This is a genomic window from Salimicrobium humidisoli (genome assembly GCF_002295105.1).
In the GTDB taxonomy this organism is placed as follows: Bacteria; Bacillota; Bacilli; order Bacillales; family Halobacillaceae; genus Salimicrobium; species Salimicrobium humidisoli.
Genome location: NZ_NSGH01000002.1, coordinates 26,271 through 45,571, shown reverse-complemented (window position 1 = coordinate 45,571; position 19,301 = coordinate 26,271). Strand labels below are relative to the sequence as shown.

Genomic DNA, 19,301 nt, shown 5'->3' with positions numbered 1-19,301 from the left:
CGGAAGTTACACATGTGAAGCTGCCCCTGCTGAAAAAGAATGAGCCTGATGCGGCTCATTCTTTCTCTTCATGTTTAATCAGGTCTTTCAATTCATCAATGAAAACGTTGATATCCTTGAACTGACGATAAACAGAGGCAAAGCGGACATATGCTACTTCATCGATTTCGGAAAGGTTCTTCATAACCATCTCTCCGATTTCTTTACTGTTCACTTCGGACACTCCGCGATTACGGAGTTCCTTTTCGATATCATGAGTCACTGCTTCCAGGTCTTCAACAGCTACCGGGCGCTTCTCGCAAGCCCGTATCAACCCTCTCATCAGTTTCTCACGGCTGAATTCCTCTCGTGTCCCCTCTTTCTTGACTACGATCAGCGGCACTTCTTCCACACGTTCAAACGTAGTAAAGCGAAAATCGCAATTATCACATTCCCGGCGCCTTCTGATCGCATGCCCATCTTCTATGGGACGGGAATCCAGTACTCTCGTATTTTTGTCACCACAGTTCGGGCATATCACCATTCATCATCTCCACTATTCAGAAGTATATGTATCTAGGTTTTTTCCACCACTGGTAATTTATCTTCCAGTTTTTCATAAAACCGACTCACCAGGTTATGACTGTATCCGAAATCAAAAGGAAGAGCTGATTCTGTAGTCACCGAAAAATCGACTGCGCTCCTGTATGGGCGGACCATGATAATCGTTACAACCACAAAAGCTTTCCTTCCATCCCTGTATTCCACCGTAAGTTCGCCGCGTTCTCTGGAAGAACCTTTTATTATTGATGGCGGCTGGAACATCTCTTCAACAATACTGAAAATTTCATCTTTATTCGCTTTATAGTATTTCGTCTGTAACGATGAATCCGGATGATGATCTCTCGTCTCGGCGTGATCGGAAAAATATTTTGACATAAAATTTTTCACTGAGTCTTCTCCTCATCACTGGGTTTTTATACATATCTCATTTTAACATGATTCCTTCCGTACGGAAACTGACTATACGCTCAGGTATTAAAAACGGCCCCCCGACGAATTTCATTTATGTCATACTTACGGCACTTCAGTCCTTCGACGATAGTATGGAAAGCTTCCTCCGGCTGCAGGTGGTCCCCACACGTATAAATATCTATACTTGCATACCCGTGTTCCGGGAAACTGTGAATAGTCAGATGCGACTCAGAAATCAGCACGACTCCGCTCACTCCCTGTGGAGCAAATTTATGAAACGCAACTTCCCTTACTTCAGCACCGGCTTTCAAAGCTGCCCTTACAAACAATTTCTCAACGTAATCGATATCTTCGAGACAGGAAACATCACAGTTCCATAAGTCCCCAAGTATGTGTCTTCCCAATGTATTCATGACAGACCTCTTCTCCCTTTCATACGTAACCATGTCCAGGTCGAACTGAACATTCCCGTTACAGCCTCCCCGGCTGAGTGAACTCAGCAGGTCCACTGCCTTTTTGAAATCGTAACATCCCCCCGTAAAAAAAGGAAACCTCAAAGCATTAGCTTTGAGGTCACGACACTTTTTGTTTTTTTTCGCTCATCAGTTGTTCTGCTACCATTTTCGTCAAATCGACAGTGCGTGCGGAGTACCCCCACTCGTTGTCGTACCAGGCAAGCACCTTCACTTTTCTGTCCCCTACCACCTGTGTAGTCAGACCATCGATGATGGAAGAGTAAGGTGAAGAGGTATAGTCGATCGAAACGAGGGGCTCATCGGAATAGGACAGAATATTTTTCATTCCGTCTTCACTCGCTCTTTTGAATGTTTCATTTACATCTTCCTTAGTGACATCTTCTTTCAGATCGACCACGAGATCGATAAGAGAAACGTTAGGCGTCGGCACGCGTAAAGCCATACCGTTAAGTTTCCCTTCAAGTTCGGGCACAACTTCCGAGATAGCTCTGGCTGCCCCGGTGGAAGTAGGGATGATCGACTGGGTGCACCCCCGGGCACGCCGTAAATCTTTATGCGGATTGTCCAGATTCTGCTGGTCGTTGGTGAACGAGTGCACGGTAGTCATAAGACCGTCAACGATGCCGAACTCATCTTCGAGAATTTTCACTACCGGAGCAAGGCAGTTTGTCGTGCAGGAAGCATTGGAAATTACGTGATGATTGTGATGGTCGTACGCTTCATTGTTGACACCCATTACAATCGTAGCGTCAGCCTGTTTCCCGGGAGCTGTAATAATGACTTTTTCAGCACCGGCACTTAAATGTTTCGCAGCAGCATCTCTTTCTCTGAACTTACCGGTGGCTTCTATAACTACATCAATGCCCATTTGTCCCCACGGTAACTGAGCAGGGTCCCGTTCCTGGCAAAGAGCTATCTTATGATTGTTGATGTACAGTGCCTCTTCCGTGTGATCGATGTCAGCATTCAGTTTCCCGTGTACGCTGTCATATTTAATCATATGAGCCAGCGTTTCCGGTGGATAGCTGGCATTTACAGCTGCCAATTCCACTGTATCATCGTCAATCAACTGTCTGAGGACCATCCGCCCGATTCTTCCAAGACCGTTGATTGCTACTTTTGCTTTACCCATAAGTACCCCTCCATTGTGTCATCATAATTTAAAAATAGTATATCATATTGTAATCGTTTTTGTTAGTGGATAATTAAAAATCCTGTTATTTTTCAGGATTTTTCAGGACCCCCCATTCTTCCAGCTGTTTTCTTACCTGGATCTTCGTTTCTTCCACACTCCCATTGTTATCAATCACTGCATCTGCCATACGCGCTTTTTCTTTAATACTTATTTGTGAAGCTATCCTTTCATTCGCGTCTTCCCTTGCAGAACCATCCCTGTCCATAAGTCTCTGCAGCTGTATCTCCTCATCGACGAACACCACCATCGTTCTGTTGACGTAGTCCGTCAATCCGCTTTCATACAGAAGAGGTATGTCCAGTACAACCGCGTTTTCCCCTCGTTCCTTGTAATACTCCCTTTTTTCTATCATTCTTTTGCGCACTTCGGGATGTACAATAGCATTCAGCCGCTTTCTCTTTTCTTCATCACCGAAAATAATCTTCCCAAGAGCCGGTCTGTCTATTTCACCAGTATGTAACAATACTTCATCACCAAAAAAGTCAACAATTTTTTCATAAGCCGCTTCGCCTGGTTCCACCACTTCCCTGGAAAGCTTGTCCGCATCAATCACAGGTATATCCCACTCTGCAAACATACGCGAAACCGTGCTTTTTCCGGTGGCGATACTTCCTGTAAGTCCTATCACAACAGTCATTTAAGATCCTCCTGCGTACCGGTTTCCGGCCCGGGGAGCGCCGGACCGGGAAACAGGTCTTCTTTTATTCTTCAGCTGTTTCATGACATACTCATAATTTTTCATTCCTGACAATAATAGCATACGTGTGTTCCGCGTCCGCCTACCTTTGTTTTCGTAATCGGTCTCCGGCAGGCGGGACAGGGTTCTCCTTCTTTTCCGTACACGAACAACTTGGTCTGATACTCTCCCCGGCTCCCGTCACTTCTGCTGTAGGAGCGGATAGTGGAGCCGCCGGCTTCCATCGCTTCCCGGATAACTTTTTCTCCTTCCTCCACGATTCTTTTCACTGTTTCCCTGTCAAGAGAACTTCCAAGCCGCTCCGGATGGACACCTGCTCTGAAAAGTGTTTCGTCCACATAGATGTTCCCGAATCCCGCCACTACACTCTGATCAAGTAGTATTGTTTTGATTCTTCTGGTCGTTCTTTGAAGCTGTTCATACATATACTCCGTAGTGAACCGTCCCTCGATTGGGTCCGGCCCCAGCGTATTAAGAGGTTTGTTATTATATTCTTCCCCTTTATCAAACAGATGCATCGTTCCAAATTTCCTTACATCATTATAGTGAAGACTCGATCCGTCCTCGAATGTGAAAATGATGTGAGTATGCTTGTCTTTCGGTTCTTCCCCGTTTCTTATGAAATACTTGCCCTCCATTCGCAAGTGAGAAACAAGCGAATAGTCGTCGAGATGAAGAATTAGAAATTTCCCCTTTCTGTCCACACTTTGCAGTTCCTGTCCCTGGAGCATTTCTTCAAATTGTTTTCTGTCTTCAGGTACTTTTACTATAGAGGGCCAGAAAACTTCCACCCGACTGATCCGTTTCCCCGTAATCTGTTTCAGCAAAGACTGTTTCACTGCATCAACTTCAGGCAGTTCCGGCATTTTTCCCCCTCCTTCATCACTTTCTATTTTGCGTCGAACCAGGTCTTGCCGTATGAATGGTCCACTTCGAGAGGAACCGTAAGTTCCACCGTTCCTTCCATCACTTCTCTGACTGCTTCCGTAACCTTCTCCACTTCCTGCTCAGGCACCTCAAGAATCAGTTCGTCATGCACCTGCATAAGCATAGTAGCTTCAAGTTTCTCTTCCTTAAGACGGGCTGCCATATCGATCATCGCTTTTTTGATTATATCGGCAGCGGTCCCCTGGATCGGCGTATTCATAGCCGTTCTTTCAGCGGCATTCCTGCGGTTGAAGTTACGACTGTTCATGTCGGGAAGGTATCTGCGTCTGTTCATGAGGGTCTCCACGTACCCTTCTTCCCTGGCCTGCCGGACCGTATCCTCCATATACTCTTTTACTTTCGGGTAACTTTTGAAATATGCATCGATATAAATCTGAGCGTCTTTCCGGCTTACTCCGAGACTCTGGGAAAGGCCGTAGTCACTAATCCCGTAAACGATACCGAAGTTTACGGCTTTCGCTTTTCTCCGCATATCCGAATCAACTTCTTCCGGTGCTACGCCGAACACTTCACTCGCCGTTTTGGTGTGTACGTCTTCTCCCTCTTTAAACGATTGAATCAGTTTTTCGTCTCCGGACATGTGTGCCAGAACACGCAGCTCGATTTGTGAATAATCACTGGCAAACATGACCCACCCCTGTCTGGAAGGAATGAACGCCTGCCGGATTTTTCTTCCTTCTTCGAGCCGGATAGGGATATTCTGCAGGTTCGGATCCGCGGAACTCAATCTCCCTGTCTGGGTAAGTGCCTGGTTGAACCTTGTATGAACTTTGCCGGTCTCCTTGTGCACCACCTTCAACAAACCTTCGATGTAAGTGGATTGAAGTTTGCCCAGCTGCCGGTACAGAAGAATCTCATCGATGATTTCGTGCTGGGAAGATAATTGCTCCAGTACATCTGCAGCCGTCGAATACCCCGTTTTCGTTTTCTTGAGCGGTGGCAATCCTAATTTCTCGAAAAGAACAGGGCCGAGCTGTTTAGGAGAGTTGATATTGAACTCCTCTCCGGCATGTTCATAAATCCTTTTTTTGATCTCTTCCAGTCTTCTTTCAAGCTCATCTCCCATTTCTTTCAACCGGTCCACATCGACGCGCACCCCTGTGTATTCCATTTCCCCAAGTATCAAAGCCAGAGGCATTTCTAAATTGTGGAACAGTTCTTCCTGCTTATTCTGTTTAAGCTGCTCTTCCAGGTTGGACTTCAACCGGTACAACATGAGAGCCTTACGACCGGCGTGTTCATAAAGCACATCATCCTCCGGCCTTTTACGCTTAGCCCCTTTGCCGTACACCTCCTCGTCCGTCGGGATGCCTGTTTCTCCGAGGCGATGACTGATGGCTGGTATATCATGGTTGTTTACGGCAGGGTTCACAAGGTAGGAGGCCAGCAATACATCGAACGTAATGCCTTCTACCGGAATACCGTAGCGTTTAAAAGCAACCAGCGTACGTTTGGCGTCAAATACCCATTTATGCCTGGAACTGTCGGCGGCCCACGATTTGAATGTGTCAGACTCCATGAGCTGTTCCGGTGAAAAAGCGAAGACACCCTTCTCATTGGAAAGGACGATCGCTTCCACAGGTGAAGTATGGTAATTATCTTCAAGAATTTCGACAATAAGCGCTGTTTCATCCAGAAGAATATCTTCAGTCAGCGGTCTTTCTTTTTCTACCTCTACGGAAATCATCTCCGCTTTGCTTTCTTCCTCATCACTTCCGATACGATTAATGAGGGATTCAAATCCGAGATCCTGGAACTGCTTCCGGACAGCAGATGGTTCATAGCCCGCGTAAGCCGTATCCGTCAGGGCTATCTCCAACGGAGCTTCCAGTTCGATAGTTACAAGCTTTTTACTCATATAAGCTTCATTTTCGTTCGTCTCAAGTTTTTCTTTCAGTTTCTTTCCGCTTACTTCCCCGAGATTATCATACAGATTCTCAAGAGTACCGAATTGTTTCAGCAGCTTCACGGCTGTCTTTTCGCCGACGCCCGGGACGCCCGGAATATTGTCGGAGCTGTCTCCCATCAGAGCTTTCAGATGAATGACCTGCTCGGGATCTATCTCCATTTTCTCTTTAAGGAATCCGGGTGTATATGTCTCTACATTTGTGATCCCTTTTTTCGTAAGACGGACAGTTACATTTCCGGACACGAGCTGCAGCAGATCTTTATCTCCCGAGATGACTGTCACTTCGTCCCCGCGGTTCTCCGCTTCTCTTGCAAGCGTACCGATAATGTCATCCGCTTCGTACTGGGGAAGCTGGTAATGTCTTATACCGAAAGAATCAAGAAGCTCCTGCAGTACAGGGAACTGTTCCGAAAGCTCAGGAGGCGTCTTCTGTCTGCCCCCTTTGTATTCTTCGTAAGTTTTATGCCGAAACGTCGTTTTCCCGGCGTCAAATGCTACCAACATGTGATCGGGGGACTCCTCCTCAAGAATTTTGAGCAGCATAGTCGTAAAACCGTAAACCGCATTCGTGTACACGCCTTTGTCATTATTTAACAGGGGTAAAGCGAAAAACGCCCGATAAGCGATACTGTTACCATCGATCAGAACCAGTTTATTTCCCATAACGTCACTCCTACCTTTTTTTCTACATTCATTTTACCACGTCCCGACTTCAAGATAAAAAAGACAGAAGCAACCCGCTTCTGTCCACAGTATTATTTTTTTAAGGACTACTCTTCGGCCGGAAGGATTTCTTCTCCAGTGCCTTTGTGAAAAACGAGGGTAAACTCGGAGCCTTCTCCCGGCACGCTTTGTACGTAAACTTCTCCCCGGTGCGCCTCCATAATGTGCTTAACGATGGCAAGGCCAAGACCGGTTCCGCCCGAGTTCCTGCTCCTGGCCCGGTCCACCCGGTAAAAACGTTCGAACAGTCGCGGGATTTCTTCCGGAGGAATCCCTATCCCCGAGTCGGAAACGGAAACAGTGACACGGTCTTTTTCATTGTGCAGCCTCACGTTAATTTCGCCCCGGTCCGGCGTGTAAGTAATCGCATTCGATAATACATTGATCAGTACCTGCCTTATCCTGGTAGAGTCCCCTTCACAGACAGCATCTGTATCAAGATGTTCCGAAATACGAATACCCTTCCTGTCTGCCTGAGTCTGTACGAGTTTCTTCGTCTCCGTCACCAAGTCGGTTATGTTCACCTGCTGAAGGGTCAGTTGAAAATCTTCGCGTTCTATTTTCGTTAATTCGAGCAGATCGTGAATGAGCGTTTCCAGTCTCGTGCTTTCTTTCAGCATAATTCCCAAAAACTGTTCATTCTTTTCTTTATCTTCCGCAGCTCCTTCCAGAAGGGTCTCCGCAAAGCCTTTTATCGATGTTATCGGAGTTTTGAGTTCATGGGAGACATTCGCAACGAAATCTTTTCGCATCTGCTCGAGCCTCTTCAGTTCCGTAATGTCATGAAATACGAGTACGACCCCCTGCCACCGTTTATTCTCTTTGAAAATAGGCGCACCATTCACCTGTATAAATTTTCTCTCGAGTCCCCGCTGCATCGTTAGCATCTGACTGTCCGGACCTTCGAACATATAAACGTTTTCCACTACACTCTGAACTTCCTCGTGGGGAACCACTTCATGATAGAGGTGATCAAGATAATAAGCTTTGTCTTCTTTGAAAGTACGGATGAAAGATTCATTGACCAGCTGAATATAACCTTTTTCATCGATAAGAACGAGTCCGCTGCTCATATGATTAATGACAGCCCTTAAGCGCGTCTCCTGCATTCCCTGAACGCTTGTCAGTTCTTTCAGATGTTTGCCCAGCTCGTTAATGACCGATCCGAGTCTTCCGGCGTCTCCGAACACCCCCGATGCCGCCCGGGCCCTGTAGTTCCCACGGGAGAGCTCTTCGGCAGTGTCTGTGGCTTTACGCATAGGATCGACGTATTTGATGAATATCTGATAACACATAGTTATCAGTGCCATAGCAATCACGGAAATCATTATGAACGTCATAAACCATATATTTCTGGACGCTTCCTCCGCTCGTTCCATTCCGTTCTCGCCGACTACCTCTATGATAGACTGCTGAGCGTATTGGGCAAGGACGAGTCCGAAAGAAAGCATAAGTATTAGAATGATAAGAGCATAAACAAGTAATATTCGTCCATTATTATTCATATTTGGAAGGATCCTCCATTTTGTATCCCAGTCCGCGCACCGTTTTGATGTAGGCGGGCTTTTTTGTTACCGGTTCGATCTTTTCGCGCAAGTGACTTACATGTACATCGACGATTCTCGTATCTCCGGCAAAGTCATAATTCCACACGTACTGAAGCAACTGATTTCTTGACAGGACCCGGCCGAGATTCCTGGCCAGATACAACAGCAGTTCGAACTCTTTCGGAGTGAGGGTCAGCCATTCCCCTTTGATAGCAGCCTCGTACTGAGCAGGATAAATTTCAAGATCTTTGACTGTAAGCAGCTCCTCTTTTCCACTGCTCTCTTTTTTATCGACACGTCTTAAAATGGCTTTGATTCTTGCTGTCACTTCTCTCGGGCTGAAAGGTTTCGTCATATAATCGTCTGCTCCGATTTCCAGACCAAACACTTTATCGAACTCTTCATCTTTTGCCGTCAGCATCAGAATCGGCGTTTCGATACGTCGCTGCCTCAATCGCTTGCATACTTCAACCCCTTCCACTTCGGGTAACATCAGATCAAGTACAATAAGATCGAACGTCTGGGCTGCAGCTTTTTCAAGCGCTTCAGCTCCGTTGTACGCCACTTCCGTTTCATATCCGGCCTGTTCTATGTTGTATTTGAGAAGGGTGACGATCGATTCTTCATCGTCCACTATCAAAATCTTTTTCTTCATTCCCCCTGCCCCCTATTTCTGACTTTTCTCTATCATACCTTGTATCCCCTGCACATTTCTTTATTCATGAACAAATTTTACAAAAGATTAATAAAAGTTCTCAAGGGATATAGAATTCAAAGAATCAGGCTCATAGGGCGGTACCACGTGGAGCATTCCATGAACTACCACGTCACCCGAACTGTCCTCACCCTGTACACTTATATAGATCAAGTGCTCTTCGTCTAATATTTTTTCGATTTTGTAGATGAAGGTGATTGTCTCATAATGATGGACATGTTTAGGGTAGGTGATTTCCTGATACGTAAGGTGACTGCCGGGGCCGGGCAGGTGCATGGATACGGCCTGGGTAATCATTCCCTGGAGCATAACAGGCGGCACGACAGGGCGTTGAAAAGGAGTCTGTGAGGCGTAATCATGTTGAAGGTAAAGGGGATTGGCGTCGTCGGTCAAGCCCATGTAAATCAGCAGGTCTTTATCATTCACTTCACAGACCGTTTCATACATCTCGCCAACTGTTAATTCATCGATCTTTTTACCAAGTTTACGTTTTTTATCAAGCATTGTTTTCCTCCTTTTTAAAAAAAGACCCGAGGAAATTCCTCGAGCCTTCTCTTAACTATTTCAGTATATCAAGTACTTTTCTGACGGAGTCAGCCGATTTATCCAGCTGTTCTTTTTCTTCACCGGTCAGATCAAGCTCAATAATCTCTTCTACACCGTCGCCCCCTAAAATGACAGGGACGCCGAGATAAATGCCATCATAGCCGTATTCCCCTTCCAGGTAGGCAATTGCAGGCAAGAGACGCCGCTGATCTTTAATAATCGCTTCCACCATCTGTACAATGGAAGCGGCAGGGGCATAATAAGCACTTCCGTTCCCCAGCAGACCGACGATTTCTCCTCCGCCTTTCCGGGTCCGTTCAATTATTTCTTCGATTCTTTCGGAAGAAATCAGTTTATGAAGCGGGACACCACCGACACTGGAATAGCGGATCATCGGAACCATGTCGTCTCCGTGACCGCCGAGAACGAATCCCGTTACGTCCTTGACGGAGACGTTCAATTCCTCGGCGATGAAGCTCCGGAACCTGGCAGTATCAAGGACACCCGACTGTCCGAGTATCCGGTGTTTCGGAAATCCGGACTCCCGGAAAACGCTGTAAGTCATTGCATCAACAGGGTTCGTCAATACAATAATATAGCACTCAGGTGAATACTTCACGACCTCTTTCGTGACTTTTTGCATAATACCGGCGTTCGTATTAACGAGATCATCACGGCTCATTCCCGGTTTTCGGGCTATACCGGCCGTAATGACGACTACATCCGAACCCTTCGTGTCTGCATAATCAGAAGTGCCTTTGATTTTTGCATCAAATCCCTGTACAGGACTTGCTTCAAACATATCAAGAGCTTTCCCTTTCGCAGGGTCCTCCTGATCAGGAACATCCACAAGCACAACGTCAGCCAGTTCTTTCTGGGCTGTCATCAGAGCGGTGGTGGCACCGGTGAAACCGGCACCGATCACCGAGACTTTCGGTCGCTTCATTCCCATCCTTTGCGCCTCCTTCAATCAGTCCATGTTCTTGATCAGTTCATCACCGAACTGGGATGTTTTAACTTCTGTCGCACCTTCCATCATACGGGCAAAATCATACGTCACTACTTTACTTCCGATCGTTTTATCCATCGATTTGGAAATGAGCTCTGCAGCTTCTCTCCATCCAAGGTGTTCAAGCATAAGTACACCGGAGAGGATAAGGGAGGACGGGTTGACTTTGTCCATACCGGCATACTTCGGAGCAGTACCATGAGTAGCTTCGAAAATAGCGTGTCCGGTGTTGTAGTTGATGTTCGCACCCGGTGCAATACCGATACCGCCTACCTGAGCTGCAAGTGCGTCAGAGATATAGTCGCCGTTCAGGTTCATAGTTGCGACGACGTCGAATTCACTCGGACGAGTCAGAATCTGCTGAAGGAAGATGTCTGCAATTGCATCTTTCACAATCATCTTACCTGCTTTTTCTGCTTCATCCTGTGCTTTGTTCGCCGCTTCTTTTCCTTCTTTTTCAACGATACGGTCGTATTCAGCCCATGTGAACACTTTATCACCGTATTCTTCTTCCGCTACTTCGTATCCCCATGCTTTGAAGGAACCTTCGGTGAACTTCATAATGTTTCCTTTGTGTACGAGCGTCACGTTACGACGGCCTTCATTGAATGCGTAGTCGATAGCCGCACGTACAAGACGTTTCGTTCCTTCTTCGGAGACAGGTTTCACACCGATTCCGGAAGTTTCCGGGAAGCGGATGTTATGTACACCCATTTCGTTCTGGAAGAAGTCGATGACTTTCTTGACTTCATCAGAACCTTTCTGCCATTCGATTCCGGCATAAATATCTTCAGTGTTCTCGCGGAAAATGACCATATCCGTATCTTCCGGACGTTTCACCGGGGACGGTACACCTTCAACATAACGGACCGGACGAAGGCAGGTGAACAGATCGAGTTCCTGACGCAGAGCCACGTTAAGAGAACGGATGCCTCCACCGATAGGAGTCGTCAACGGACCTTTAATAGCGATTTTGTAATCACGGATCGTGTTTAGAGTTTCCTCCGGCAACCATTCTTCGGTTTTGTCGTATGATTTCTGACCGGCATACACTTCTTTCCATTCTATCGCTTTCTCGCCGTTATATGCTTTATCTACAGCTGCTTCTATGACACGGCTCGCGGCTGCCCAGATATCGGGTCCGGTTCCGTCGCCTTCGATATAAGGAATAACTGCGTAGTTAGGTACGTTTAATTCTCCATTTTCTTCTACAGTGATTTTCTTTGCTTCTGACATGATGTTCCCTCCTGTTAAATGATTCATTACCTATCATACGTGATGTTTAGTAAAAGGAAAAGCCTGATGGTCAGGAACGCTCCTCCACCGGCTTATACGTCTGGTTTTTCGGTCCCACATACTCGGCACGAGGACGGATCAGACGGTTGTCGTTGTACTGTTCAAGAATATGGGCAAGCCAGCCGGACGTACGACTTACGGCAAAAATAGGCGTGAACAGGTCATGGTCGATACCAAGACTGTGATAGACGGATGCGGAATAGAAATCCACGTTTGCCGGCAGTCCTTTATTTTCTTTGATATATTCTTCGATTTTTTCGGACATATCATAGAATTTCGAATGTCCTGTCAGTCCTGTCAGTTCGCGGGACATTTCTTTCAGATGCTTCGCACGCGGATCTCCGTTTTTATAAACGCGGTGACCCATCCCCATAATTTTCTCTTTGTTTTCAAGCTTCTTCTCAATGTGTGGAATGGCATTATCCACTTCACCTATTTCAGTGAGCATAGCCATAACACGTTCGTTCGCTCCACCGTGAAGCGGTCCTTTCAAAGCACTGATGGCCGCTGTAATACCGGAGTAAATGTCACTCATGGTGGCTACACATACACGTGCAGTGAACGTAGAGGCATTCAGTTCATGATCAGCGTGCAGCACAAGCGCTTTATTGAACGCTTCCACTTCCAGATTCTCAGGCTCTTTGCCGTTCAGCATATAAAGGAAGTTAGCCGCAAAACTGAGACCCTTTTTCGGTTTCACCGGTTCTTCACCCTTACGGATGCGACCAAAAGCAGTAACTATCGTCGGTATTTTAGCCTGGATACGAACTGCTTTACGCTTGTTCATTTCTTCATCCATTTCTTCGGCTTCACTGTCCAGAACACCGAGCATGGAGATGGAAGTTCTGAGAGCAGCCATAGGATTAACCGTTTTCAAATCATAGGATTTAAGATGATCGATGATACCCTCAGGCACTTCCATTTCATTGGCAAGCGCACTTTTCAGTTCATCCAGCTGTGCTTTGTTCGGAAGCTTCTGGTTCCAAAGCAGATAAATTACCTCTTCGAAACTTGAGTTTGTAGCAAGATCATCAATATCGTAACCTGCATATGTCAGTTTATCATCAATGATTGAACTGATTGATGACTCCGTAGCTGTAATTCCTTCCAATCCTTTAGTAGATGCCATAGAACTTTCCCCCTTTTAAAAATTAAAAATCACTTTCCGTTTCTAAAAAACGTGTTTCAAATTACTTATTATAACTTATCGGGAAATTCCCCAACCACAATTATAAATTATTTCGAAAAGAATGTGAATTGAAACCGTTTGATTTCTTTTAAAACATCATTAATTCACTGAAAAAGAGACGCGGCTCATCTTCTGTGAATAGTGATCGTTCCATTACTCATACCCTTCTCAATGGCTTTCATAACCACTTTTTTGATCGGACGTCTCGTCACAGGGAAAAGAAGCAGAAAACCTATTGCATCCGTAATGAATCCGGGCGTCAGCAAAACAGCTCCACCGACGAGAATACAGGCACCGTCAAGCAGAGTATGCCTCGGCGGGTTGCCCCTCCGTAAGGAGTCCTGGAAATCCCTGATCGTTTCCAGCCCTTCCTTTTTTGCCAGCCAGGCACCGATTGCACCGGTGGTAATTATAAGAAGTATTACCCAGAGAGGTCCTATGATGTTTCCACTCCATATCAAAATACCGATCTCCAGGGCCGGTATAATGAGGATGATTAAAAACAGCCACTTAAACATGTCATCACTCCTTTCCGTACCGAAGTGCAGATAAAGTCTTTCTGTGACTTCAGTTTATCACGTGTCTCTTACGCTGACCTAATAAAAAGACGGGGTTTCCCCCGTCTTTGTTAAAGTATTCCGGTATGCCCCTTATAGATTTTTCCCTGAGCTCCGTCAATAGTGATGTCTGTATAATCTTCAATTTTCTCGAGCGCTTCATCGGTACCGACGATAACCGGGATACCGAGACTCAAACCTACTACAGCCGCGTGAGATGTAAGTCCCCCTTCGACTGTTACGAGACCTTTGGCTTTCTCGATAGCCGGCATCATCTCTTTGTCCGTACCGAACGTGACGAGGATATCCCCCTCTTCAACACGGGCATTGGCATCCTCTGCGTTTTCAGCTACCACTGCCCGGCCCGAGGCACTTACCTGACCGATGCCCTGTCCGTTCGTGAGTACATTACCGATTACGTGCACTTTCATCAGATTGGTCGTACCACTTTCACCTACCGGTACTCCGGCTGTAATGATGACTCTGTCTCCGTGCTCTACGAGACCTGAATCAATTCCTTTTTCAATTGCCGTTTCAAGCATTTCGTCCGTCGAAGCAGCTCTTTCTCCCATAAGCGCGTGAACTCCCCAGACAAGAGAAAGTTTGCGGTTCACTTTTTCATTTGAAGTTACCGCAAGAATCGGCGACTGGGAGCGGTATTTGGATACCATGCGAGCAGTATGGCCGCTTTCGGTCGGGGTGATGATAGCATTTACGTCCAGATTGATAGCCGTGTGAGTGACAGATTGACTGATTGCATCCGTTATCGTCATCGTCGTGTGTTTTGAACGCTCACTCAGGATAGAAGCGTAATCAAGTCCGGTCTCCGTCTTTTTGGCTATATTGGCCATCGTCTGAACAGAAGCTACAGGGTAATCTCCCGCAGCCGTCTCTCCGGAAAGCATAATGGCATCGGTGCCATCGAATATCGCATTCGCCACGTCTGATGCTTCCGCACGCGTCGGGCGTGGGTTGTGCTGCATGGAATCGAGCATCTGAGTAGCAGTAATTACAGGTTTTCCGGCCTGGTTACATTTTCGGATAAGTTGTTTCTGGACAAGCGGCACATCTTCTGCAGGTATTTCCACCCCGAGATCTCCACGCGCTACCATCAGACCATCACTCACTTTAAGGATGGCCTCTATGTTGTCCACGCCTTCCTGGTTTTCGATCTTAGGAATGATCTGTACATCACTTGCGTTCTTTCTTTCCAGAAGCTCCTTGATTTCCAGTACGTCCGAAGCCCGGCGCACGAAAGACGCAGCTATAAAATCGACTCCCTGCTCCACGCCGAACTCAATATCTTTCGCATCTTTATCGGTCATGCCGGGAAGATTGACACTTACGTTCGGAACGTTGACCCCTTTTTTACTTTTGATAGGACCGTTGTTCAGGACCGTCGTTTTAATTTCATTGTTCTCTTTATCAATTTCCTCGACGAGCAGTTCGATAAGGCCGTCATCCAGAAGGATTTTGGAACCCTTGTGAACGTCGTCTATGAGTCCGGGATACGTCACGGAAATCCTCTCTTCATTTCCTGCAACCGGAGTCATGGAAACGTAAAGGGTAGAGTCTCTTTTCAGATAAACCTCTTTCTCCGCCATATCACCCGTGCGGATTTCCGGGCCCTTTGTATCAAGAAGGATAGCTACCGTTTTTCCAGCTTCCTTTGAGGCTTTTCTTATATTCTCAATCCGGCTTCCATGTTCTTCAAAGTCTCCATGCGAAAAGTTGAGCCGGGCCACATCCATCCCCGCATCAATAAGCTCTTTTAAAATTTCGGGTTTTTCGGATGCAGGTCCGATAGTACTTACAATTTTAGTTTTTCTGAGCATTGCTAATTCCTCCCCTTAATGAAACCGTGTAACGTTAAATCGATAGTTCTTTGGACAATCGATACATATCCAGATCGATGTGGTGCTTCTGACTCAGGACTTCGACTATATCATGGTCTACAATTTCATTGTTCTGAATACCTACCATTCTGCCTGCGGAGCCTTTTCTGAGGATATCGACGGCTGCAGCTCCGAGACGGCTTCCAAGTACGCGGTCCGATGCTGAGGGAGAGCCTCCGCGCTGCGTGTGACCAAGTACCGTGACCCTCGTTTCCAGTTTCGCTTTTTCCTCTACTTCTCTGGCGAAATCGACACCGCTTCCGAACCCTTCCGCTATAATGATGATGCTGTGACGTTTCCCGCGTTCATTCCCGCGTTTCAGACGATCGATTACATCTTCAATAGTGTCTTCCGCTTCCGGAATCAGAACACTTTCGGCACCATCGGCAAGGCCTGCCCATAAAGCAAGGTCTCCGGCGTCTCTGCCCATTACTTCTATAATATATGTTCTTTCATGGGAAGTAGCCGTATCCCTTATTTTATCGATAGCCTCCGAAATGGTATTCAATGCCGTATCAAAACCGATGGTAAAGTCCGTCCCCGGAATATCATTGTCTATCGTGCCCGGCACCCCGATGCAGGGATAACCCCTCTCGGTCAATTTCTCGGCTCCTCTGAAAGAGCCGTCCCCGCCGATGACGACAAGACCTTCTATTCCATAATGTTCAAGCGTTTCGATACCCTTAAGCTGACCTTCTTCCGTTTTGAAGTCTTCACAGCGTGCAGAGTAAAGCATCGTCCCTCCGCGCTGTATGATATCTCCGACAGAACCAAGCTCCATTTTCCGGATATCTCCATCTATCAGTCCCTGGAACCCGTAGTTGATTCCGTACACTTCAATACCATGATAAATCGCCTTCCGTACGACCGATCGGATGGCAGCGTTCATGCCCGGAGCATCTCCTCCGCTCGTAAGGACGCCTATTCTTTTCATAACCTTTCACCTCGTTTAATTTTCTTTCTTTCTTTTCCCTTTCATCAGGAGGTTCTAAACAACTTAAATATGCGGGGGAAGTGATCGGACAGCTCCGATACTTGAAATGATAACGTTATCACACCCTAAAGACGGGAAAAGTCGCACAAAAATAGTGCGACTACGGGCTTCCCTCTCCTGATTCAACTGTCTTAATTATATCTCAATTGCTGCATACGCGCCAATATTTTTGTACTTCTCATATCTTTTCTCCAGACGTTGTTCATTATCCATAGCAGACAATTCTTCAAGCGAAGAACGGAGGTATGGTTTCAGAATTTCAGCCTGATTTTCGATTTCTTTATGAGCGCCTCCCATAATTTCCGGTATCAGTTCATCGATGATGTGCAGCTGTTCCAGATCATACGAAGTGATTTTCATTGATTCTGCCGCCTGTTTGGCATAAGCAGCATCCTTCCATAGAATAGAAGCCGCTCCTTCCGGTGATATAACGGAATATGTAGCGTTCTCAAGCATCAGAATCCTGTCCCCTATTCCGATACCGAGCGCTCCCCCGCTTCCTCCTTCACCGATAACGACGCATATGACAGGGACATCAAGCCCGGCCATCTCCATTAGATTCCTTGCTATCGCTTCACTCTGTCCTCTTTCCTCAGCTGCTTTCCCGGGATAGGCTCCCTTCGTATCTATGAACGTTATTACAGGACGCCGGAATTTCTCGGCCTGCTTCATCAGTCTCAAAGCTTTTCTGTAACCTTCCGGATGAGGCATGCCGAAATTTCTGTATATGTTCTCTTTCGTATGTTTCCCGCGCTGATGGCCGATCACTGTAACCGGTGTACCTTCGAATTTGGCTATTCCACCGATGATGGCAGGGTCATCACCGAAATGACGATCTCCGTACATTTCCAGAAACCCGTCAAAAAGATGATTGACGTAGTCGAGAGTCGTCGGCCGTTCCGGGTGCCGGGCCATCTGAACTCTGTCCCACGGCTTCAGATTGGTATAAACATCATGCTCCAGTTTCTCAAGTCTTTCTTCAAGAGTACTGATTTCCTCCGCCAGATCTATATCTTTCTCTTCCGTCAGCTTTTTCAGTTCTGAAATTTTTTCGCGAAGGTCGATAACCGGTCTTTCAAAATCAAGCACGTGTTTCATTGGATTCCCCTCCTGTCCGGTGCATATCCAGTACATTTCCAAGAATACTGTTTAATTCATGACGATGTATAATCCGATCCAGCTGTCCATGTTCGAGTAAAAATTCGGAAGTCTGAAAATCTTTGGGGAGCTTTTCCCTGATCGTCTGTTCAATGATTCTTCTTCCCGCAAACCCGATCAGCGCGCGGGGTTCTGCGAAGTTGTAGTCTCCGAGAGAGGCGAAACTTGCCGTCACTCCGCCGGTAGTAGGATGAGTCATAACCGAAATGAACAGCAGGCCTGCCCGGCTGTGGCGTTCGAGAGCTATCGCCGTTTTACCCATCTGCATTAAACTTACGACTCCCTCCTGCATTCTCGCTCCTCCGGAAGCAGTGAAAATGATGAACGGGAGAGATTCTTTGCGGGCTCTTTCCACGGCTCTTGCGATTTTCTCCCCGACGACAGCCCCCATACTTCCCATCCTGAAACGTGAATCCATCACGGCTACAGCTGCAGGGGCATCACCGATCGTCAGTTTTCCGGTCACAATCGCCTCTTTAAGGTCCGTTTTGTTCTTGTCTTTTTCAAGCTTCTCTTCGTATTCGGGAAATTCCAGAATATTTGTGGTTTCCAGGTTTTCATCCCACTCTTCGAACGACCCGGCGTCCGAGAGCTGTTCAATGCGTTCGTACGCCGTAAGATTTACATGGTAGTCACAGTGAGGACATACAAATAAATTCCGGTCCAGTTCCTTCCTGTAAAAAATCTTCTTACAGCCCGGACATTTCTGCATCAGACCTTCCGGTACGTTCTTCCGGCTTTTTTTACTCGGTACGGAGTCATATCTTTTCTTTTTTCCAAACATATCTCGGAACATTCCGGCACCCTCCTTTTTCTTTTCGTATTCGCATTGGTGGTTTAAATACTGTTTTCATATAATCCGAAAATATCTTCCTTGTTTCCGCGTCGCAGCGCATCGCAAAGTTCCTCGTGCCACTCTTTCGTATAATGGATATTCTCAACCGATTCCAGATACGTAGTGAGAAGCTGCCATATAGAAAGAAGCAGTTCCTGATTCTGCACCACAAACAGTTTTTTGAATAAATCGTTATGACTTTCCCCGTCGAATGGAACGAGGTGTGCTTCGAGTTGTTCGATTTCCGGTACGGACAGTCTGCCTATCGACAAAAAAATGATTTCTTTCTCTACCATGTTTTTGGCGATATGCAGCTCTTCCCGCGTCCTGTTTCTGTTCAGTATAAAGGTCGAAAGCAGATTGATCATGTGATAATCTTTGTATTCCTTTAAAAACGTGCCTTCCCCTCTTTTCGTTTCAATAAGTCCGAGCAGCTCCAGCGCACGCAGAGCCTCCCTGATCGAGGAACGCCCGACACTAAGCTGATCACTCAGTTCTCTTTCGGAAGGGAGCTTGTCTCCGGGACGGACATCTTCTTCCTCTATGAATTCCTTCAGCCGGTGGAGCACCCCTTCATATACTTTCGTCTTTTCGGGCTCATTCGGGGACAATATGCACATCTCCCCTTTCTATGTAAATTCACTGGTTCATTCGAAAA

Annotated in this window: 19 protein-coding genes; all 19 read right to left on the bottom strand. The window is 46.6% G+C overall.

Features of this window, described 5'->3' with window-relative positions; all coding sequences use genetic code 11:
• Positions 1-55: 55 nt before the first annotated feature.
• On the bottom strand, positions 56-520 hold the full coding sequence (gene nrdR / locus CKW00_RS01570) for a transcriptional regulator NrdR (protein ID WP_040609205.1): 465 nt from the start codon (positions 518-520) through the stop codon (positions 56-58).
• A 35-nt stretch (positions 521-555) separates the two neighbouring features.
• On the bottom strand, positions 556-930 hold the full coding sequence (locus tag CKW00_RS01565; protein WP_095821087.1) for a cytosolic protein: 375 nt from the start codon (positions 928-930) through the stop codon (positions 556-558).
• Positions 931-1,010: 80 nt separating this feature from the next.
• Entirely contained in the window at positions 1,011-1,367 is a 357-nt protein-coding gene (speD, locus tag CKW00_RS01560) for an adenosylmethionine decarboxylase (RefSeq protein WP_040609201.1), read from the bottom strand.
• 160 nt (positions 1,368-1,527) lie between these two features.
• Positions 1,528-2,562, bottom strand: coding sequence for a glyceraldehyde-3-phosphate dehydrogenase (locus CKW00_RS01555; RefSeq protein WP_008588581.1), 1,035 nt, complete (start codon positions 2,560-2,562; stop codon positions 1,528-1,530).
• An 85-nt stretch (positions 2,563-2,647) separates the two neighbouring features.
• Positions 2,648-3,262 carry a dephospho-CoA kinase gene (gene coaE / locus CKW00_RS01550; RefSeq protein WP_008588580.1) on the bottom strand — a complete coding sequence of 205 codons (615 nt, stop codon included), beginning with the start codon at positions 3,260-3,262 and terminating at the stop codon, positions 2,648-2,650.
• 101 nt (positions 3,263-3,363) lie between these two features.
• A complete protein-coding gene (mutM, locus tag CKW00_RS01545) occupies positions 3,364-4,188 on the bottom strand; it encodes a DNA-formamidopyrimidine glycosylase (protein WP_095821086.1) in 825 nt (274 codons plus the stop codon).
• 23 nt (positions 4,189-4,211) lie between these two features.
• A complete protein-coding gene (gene polA / locus CKW00_RS01540; protein ID WP_095821085.1) occupies positions 4,212-6,842 on the bottom strand; it encodes a DNA polymerase I in 2,631 nt (876 codons plus the stop codon).
• 107 nt (positions 6,843-6,949) lie between these two features.
• Positions 6,950-8,407: a two-component system histidine kinase PnpS gene (gene pnpS / locus CKW00_RS01535; protein ID WP_095821084.1), complete on the bottom strand. Its 1,458-nt coding sequence runs from the start codon at positions 8,405-8,407 to the stop codon at positions 6,950-6,952.
• On the bottom strand, positions 8,400-9,104 hold the full coding sequence (locus tag CKW00_RS01530; RefSeq protein WP_095821083.1) for a response regulator transcription factor: 705 nt from the start codon (positions 9,102-9,104) through the stop codon (positions 8,400-8,402). The genes pnpS and CKW00_RS01530 overlap by 8 nt, the downstream gene beginning before the upstream one ends.
• 87 nt (positions 9,105-9,191) lie before the next feature.
• Positions 9,192-9,668, bottom strand: coding sequence for a MaoC family dehydratase (locus tag CKW00_RS01525; protein WP_095821082.1), 477 nt, complete (start codon positions 9,666-9,668; stop codon positions 9,192-9,194).
• Positions 9,669-9,723: 55 nt separating this feature from the next.
• The gene (mdh, locus tag CKW00_RS01520; RefSeq protein WP_095821081.1) at positions 9,724-10,662 is read right to left on the bottom strand and encodes a malate dehydrogenase; all 939 of its coding nucleotides are present in this window, start codon (positions 10,660-10,662) and stop codon (positions 9,724-9,726) included.
• Between the two features lie 18 nt (positions 10,663-10,680).
• Positions 10,681-11,955: an NADP-dependent isocitrate dehydrogenase gene (icd, locus tag CKW00_RS01515; RefSeq protein ID WP_095821080.1), complete on the bottom strand. Its 1,275-nt coding sequence runs from the start codon at positions 11,953-11,955 to the stop codon at positions 10,681-10,683.
• Between the two features lie 70 nt (positions 11,956-12,025).
• Positions 12,026-13,144, bottom strand: coding sequence for a citrate synthase (gene citZ / locus CKW00_RS01510; protein ID WP_095821079.1), 1,119 nt, complete (start codon positions 13,142-13,144; stop codon positions 12,026-12,028).
• 185 nt (positions 13,145-13,329) lie between these two features.
• Complete coding sequence (locus tag CKW00_RS01505) at positions 13,330-13,722, bottom strand: FxsA family protein (protein ID WP_095821078.1); 393 nt, start codon at positions 13,720-13,722, stop codon at positions 13,330-13,332.
• A 110-nt stretch (positions 13,723-13,832) separates the two neighbouring features.
• The gene (gene pyk / locus CKW00_RS01500) at positions 13,833-15,596 is read right to left on the bottom strand and encodes a pyruvate kinase (RefSeq protein ID WP_095821077.1); all 1,764 of its coding nucleotides are present in this window, start codon (positions 15,594-15,596) and stop codon (positions 13,833-13,835) included.
• A gap of 34 nt (positions 15,597-15,630) precedes the next feature.
• Entirely contained in the window at positions 15,631-16,590 is a 960-nt protein-coding gene (gene pfkA, locus CKW00_RS01495; RefSeq protein ID WP_095821076.1) for a 6-phosphofructokinase, read from the bottom strand.
• Between the two features lie 195 nt (positions 16,591-16,785).
• Positions 16,786-17,748 carry an acetyl-CoA carboxylase carboxyl transferase subunit alpha gene (gene accA / locus CKW00_RS01490; protein ID WP_095821075.1) on the bottom strand — a complete coding sequence of 321 codons (963 nt, stop codon included), beginning with the start codon at positions 17,746-17,748 and terminating at the stop codon, positions 16,786-16,788.
• Positions 17,732-18,604, bottom strand: a complete 873-nt coding sequence (gene accD / locus CKW00_RS01485; protein WP_095821074.1) for an acetyl-CoA carboxylase, carboxyltransferase subunit beta — start codon at positions 18,602-18,604, stop codon at positions 17,732-17,734. Before accD ends, accA begins: the two co-directional genes overlap by 17 nt.
• 41 nt (positions 18,605-18,645) lie before the next feature.
• On the bottom strand, positions 18,646-19,263 hold the full coding sequence (locus CKW00_RS01480) for a FadR/GntR family transcriptional regulator (protein WP_233129690.1): 618 nt from the start codon (positions 19,261-19,263) through the stop codon (positions 18,646-18,648).
• Positions 19,264-19,301 lie beyond the last annotated feature (38 nt).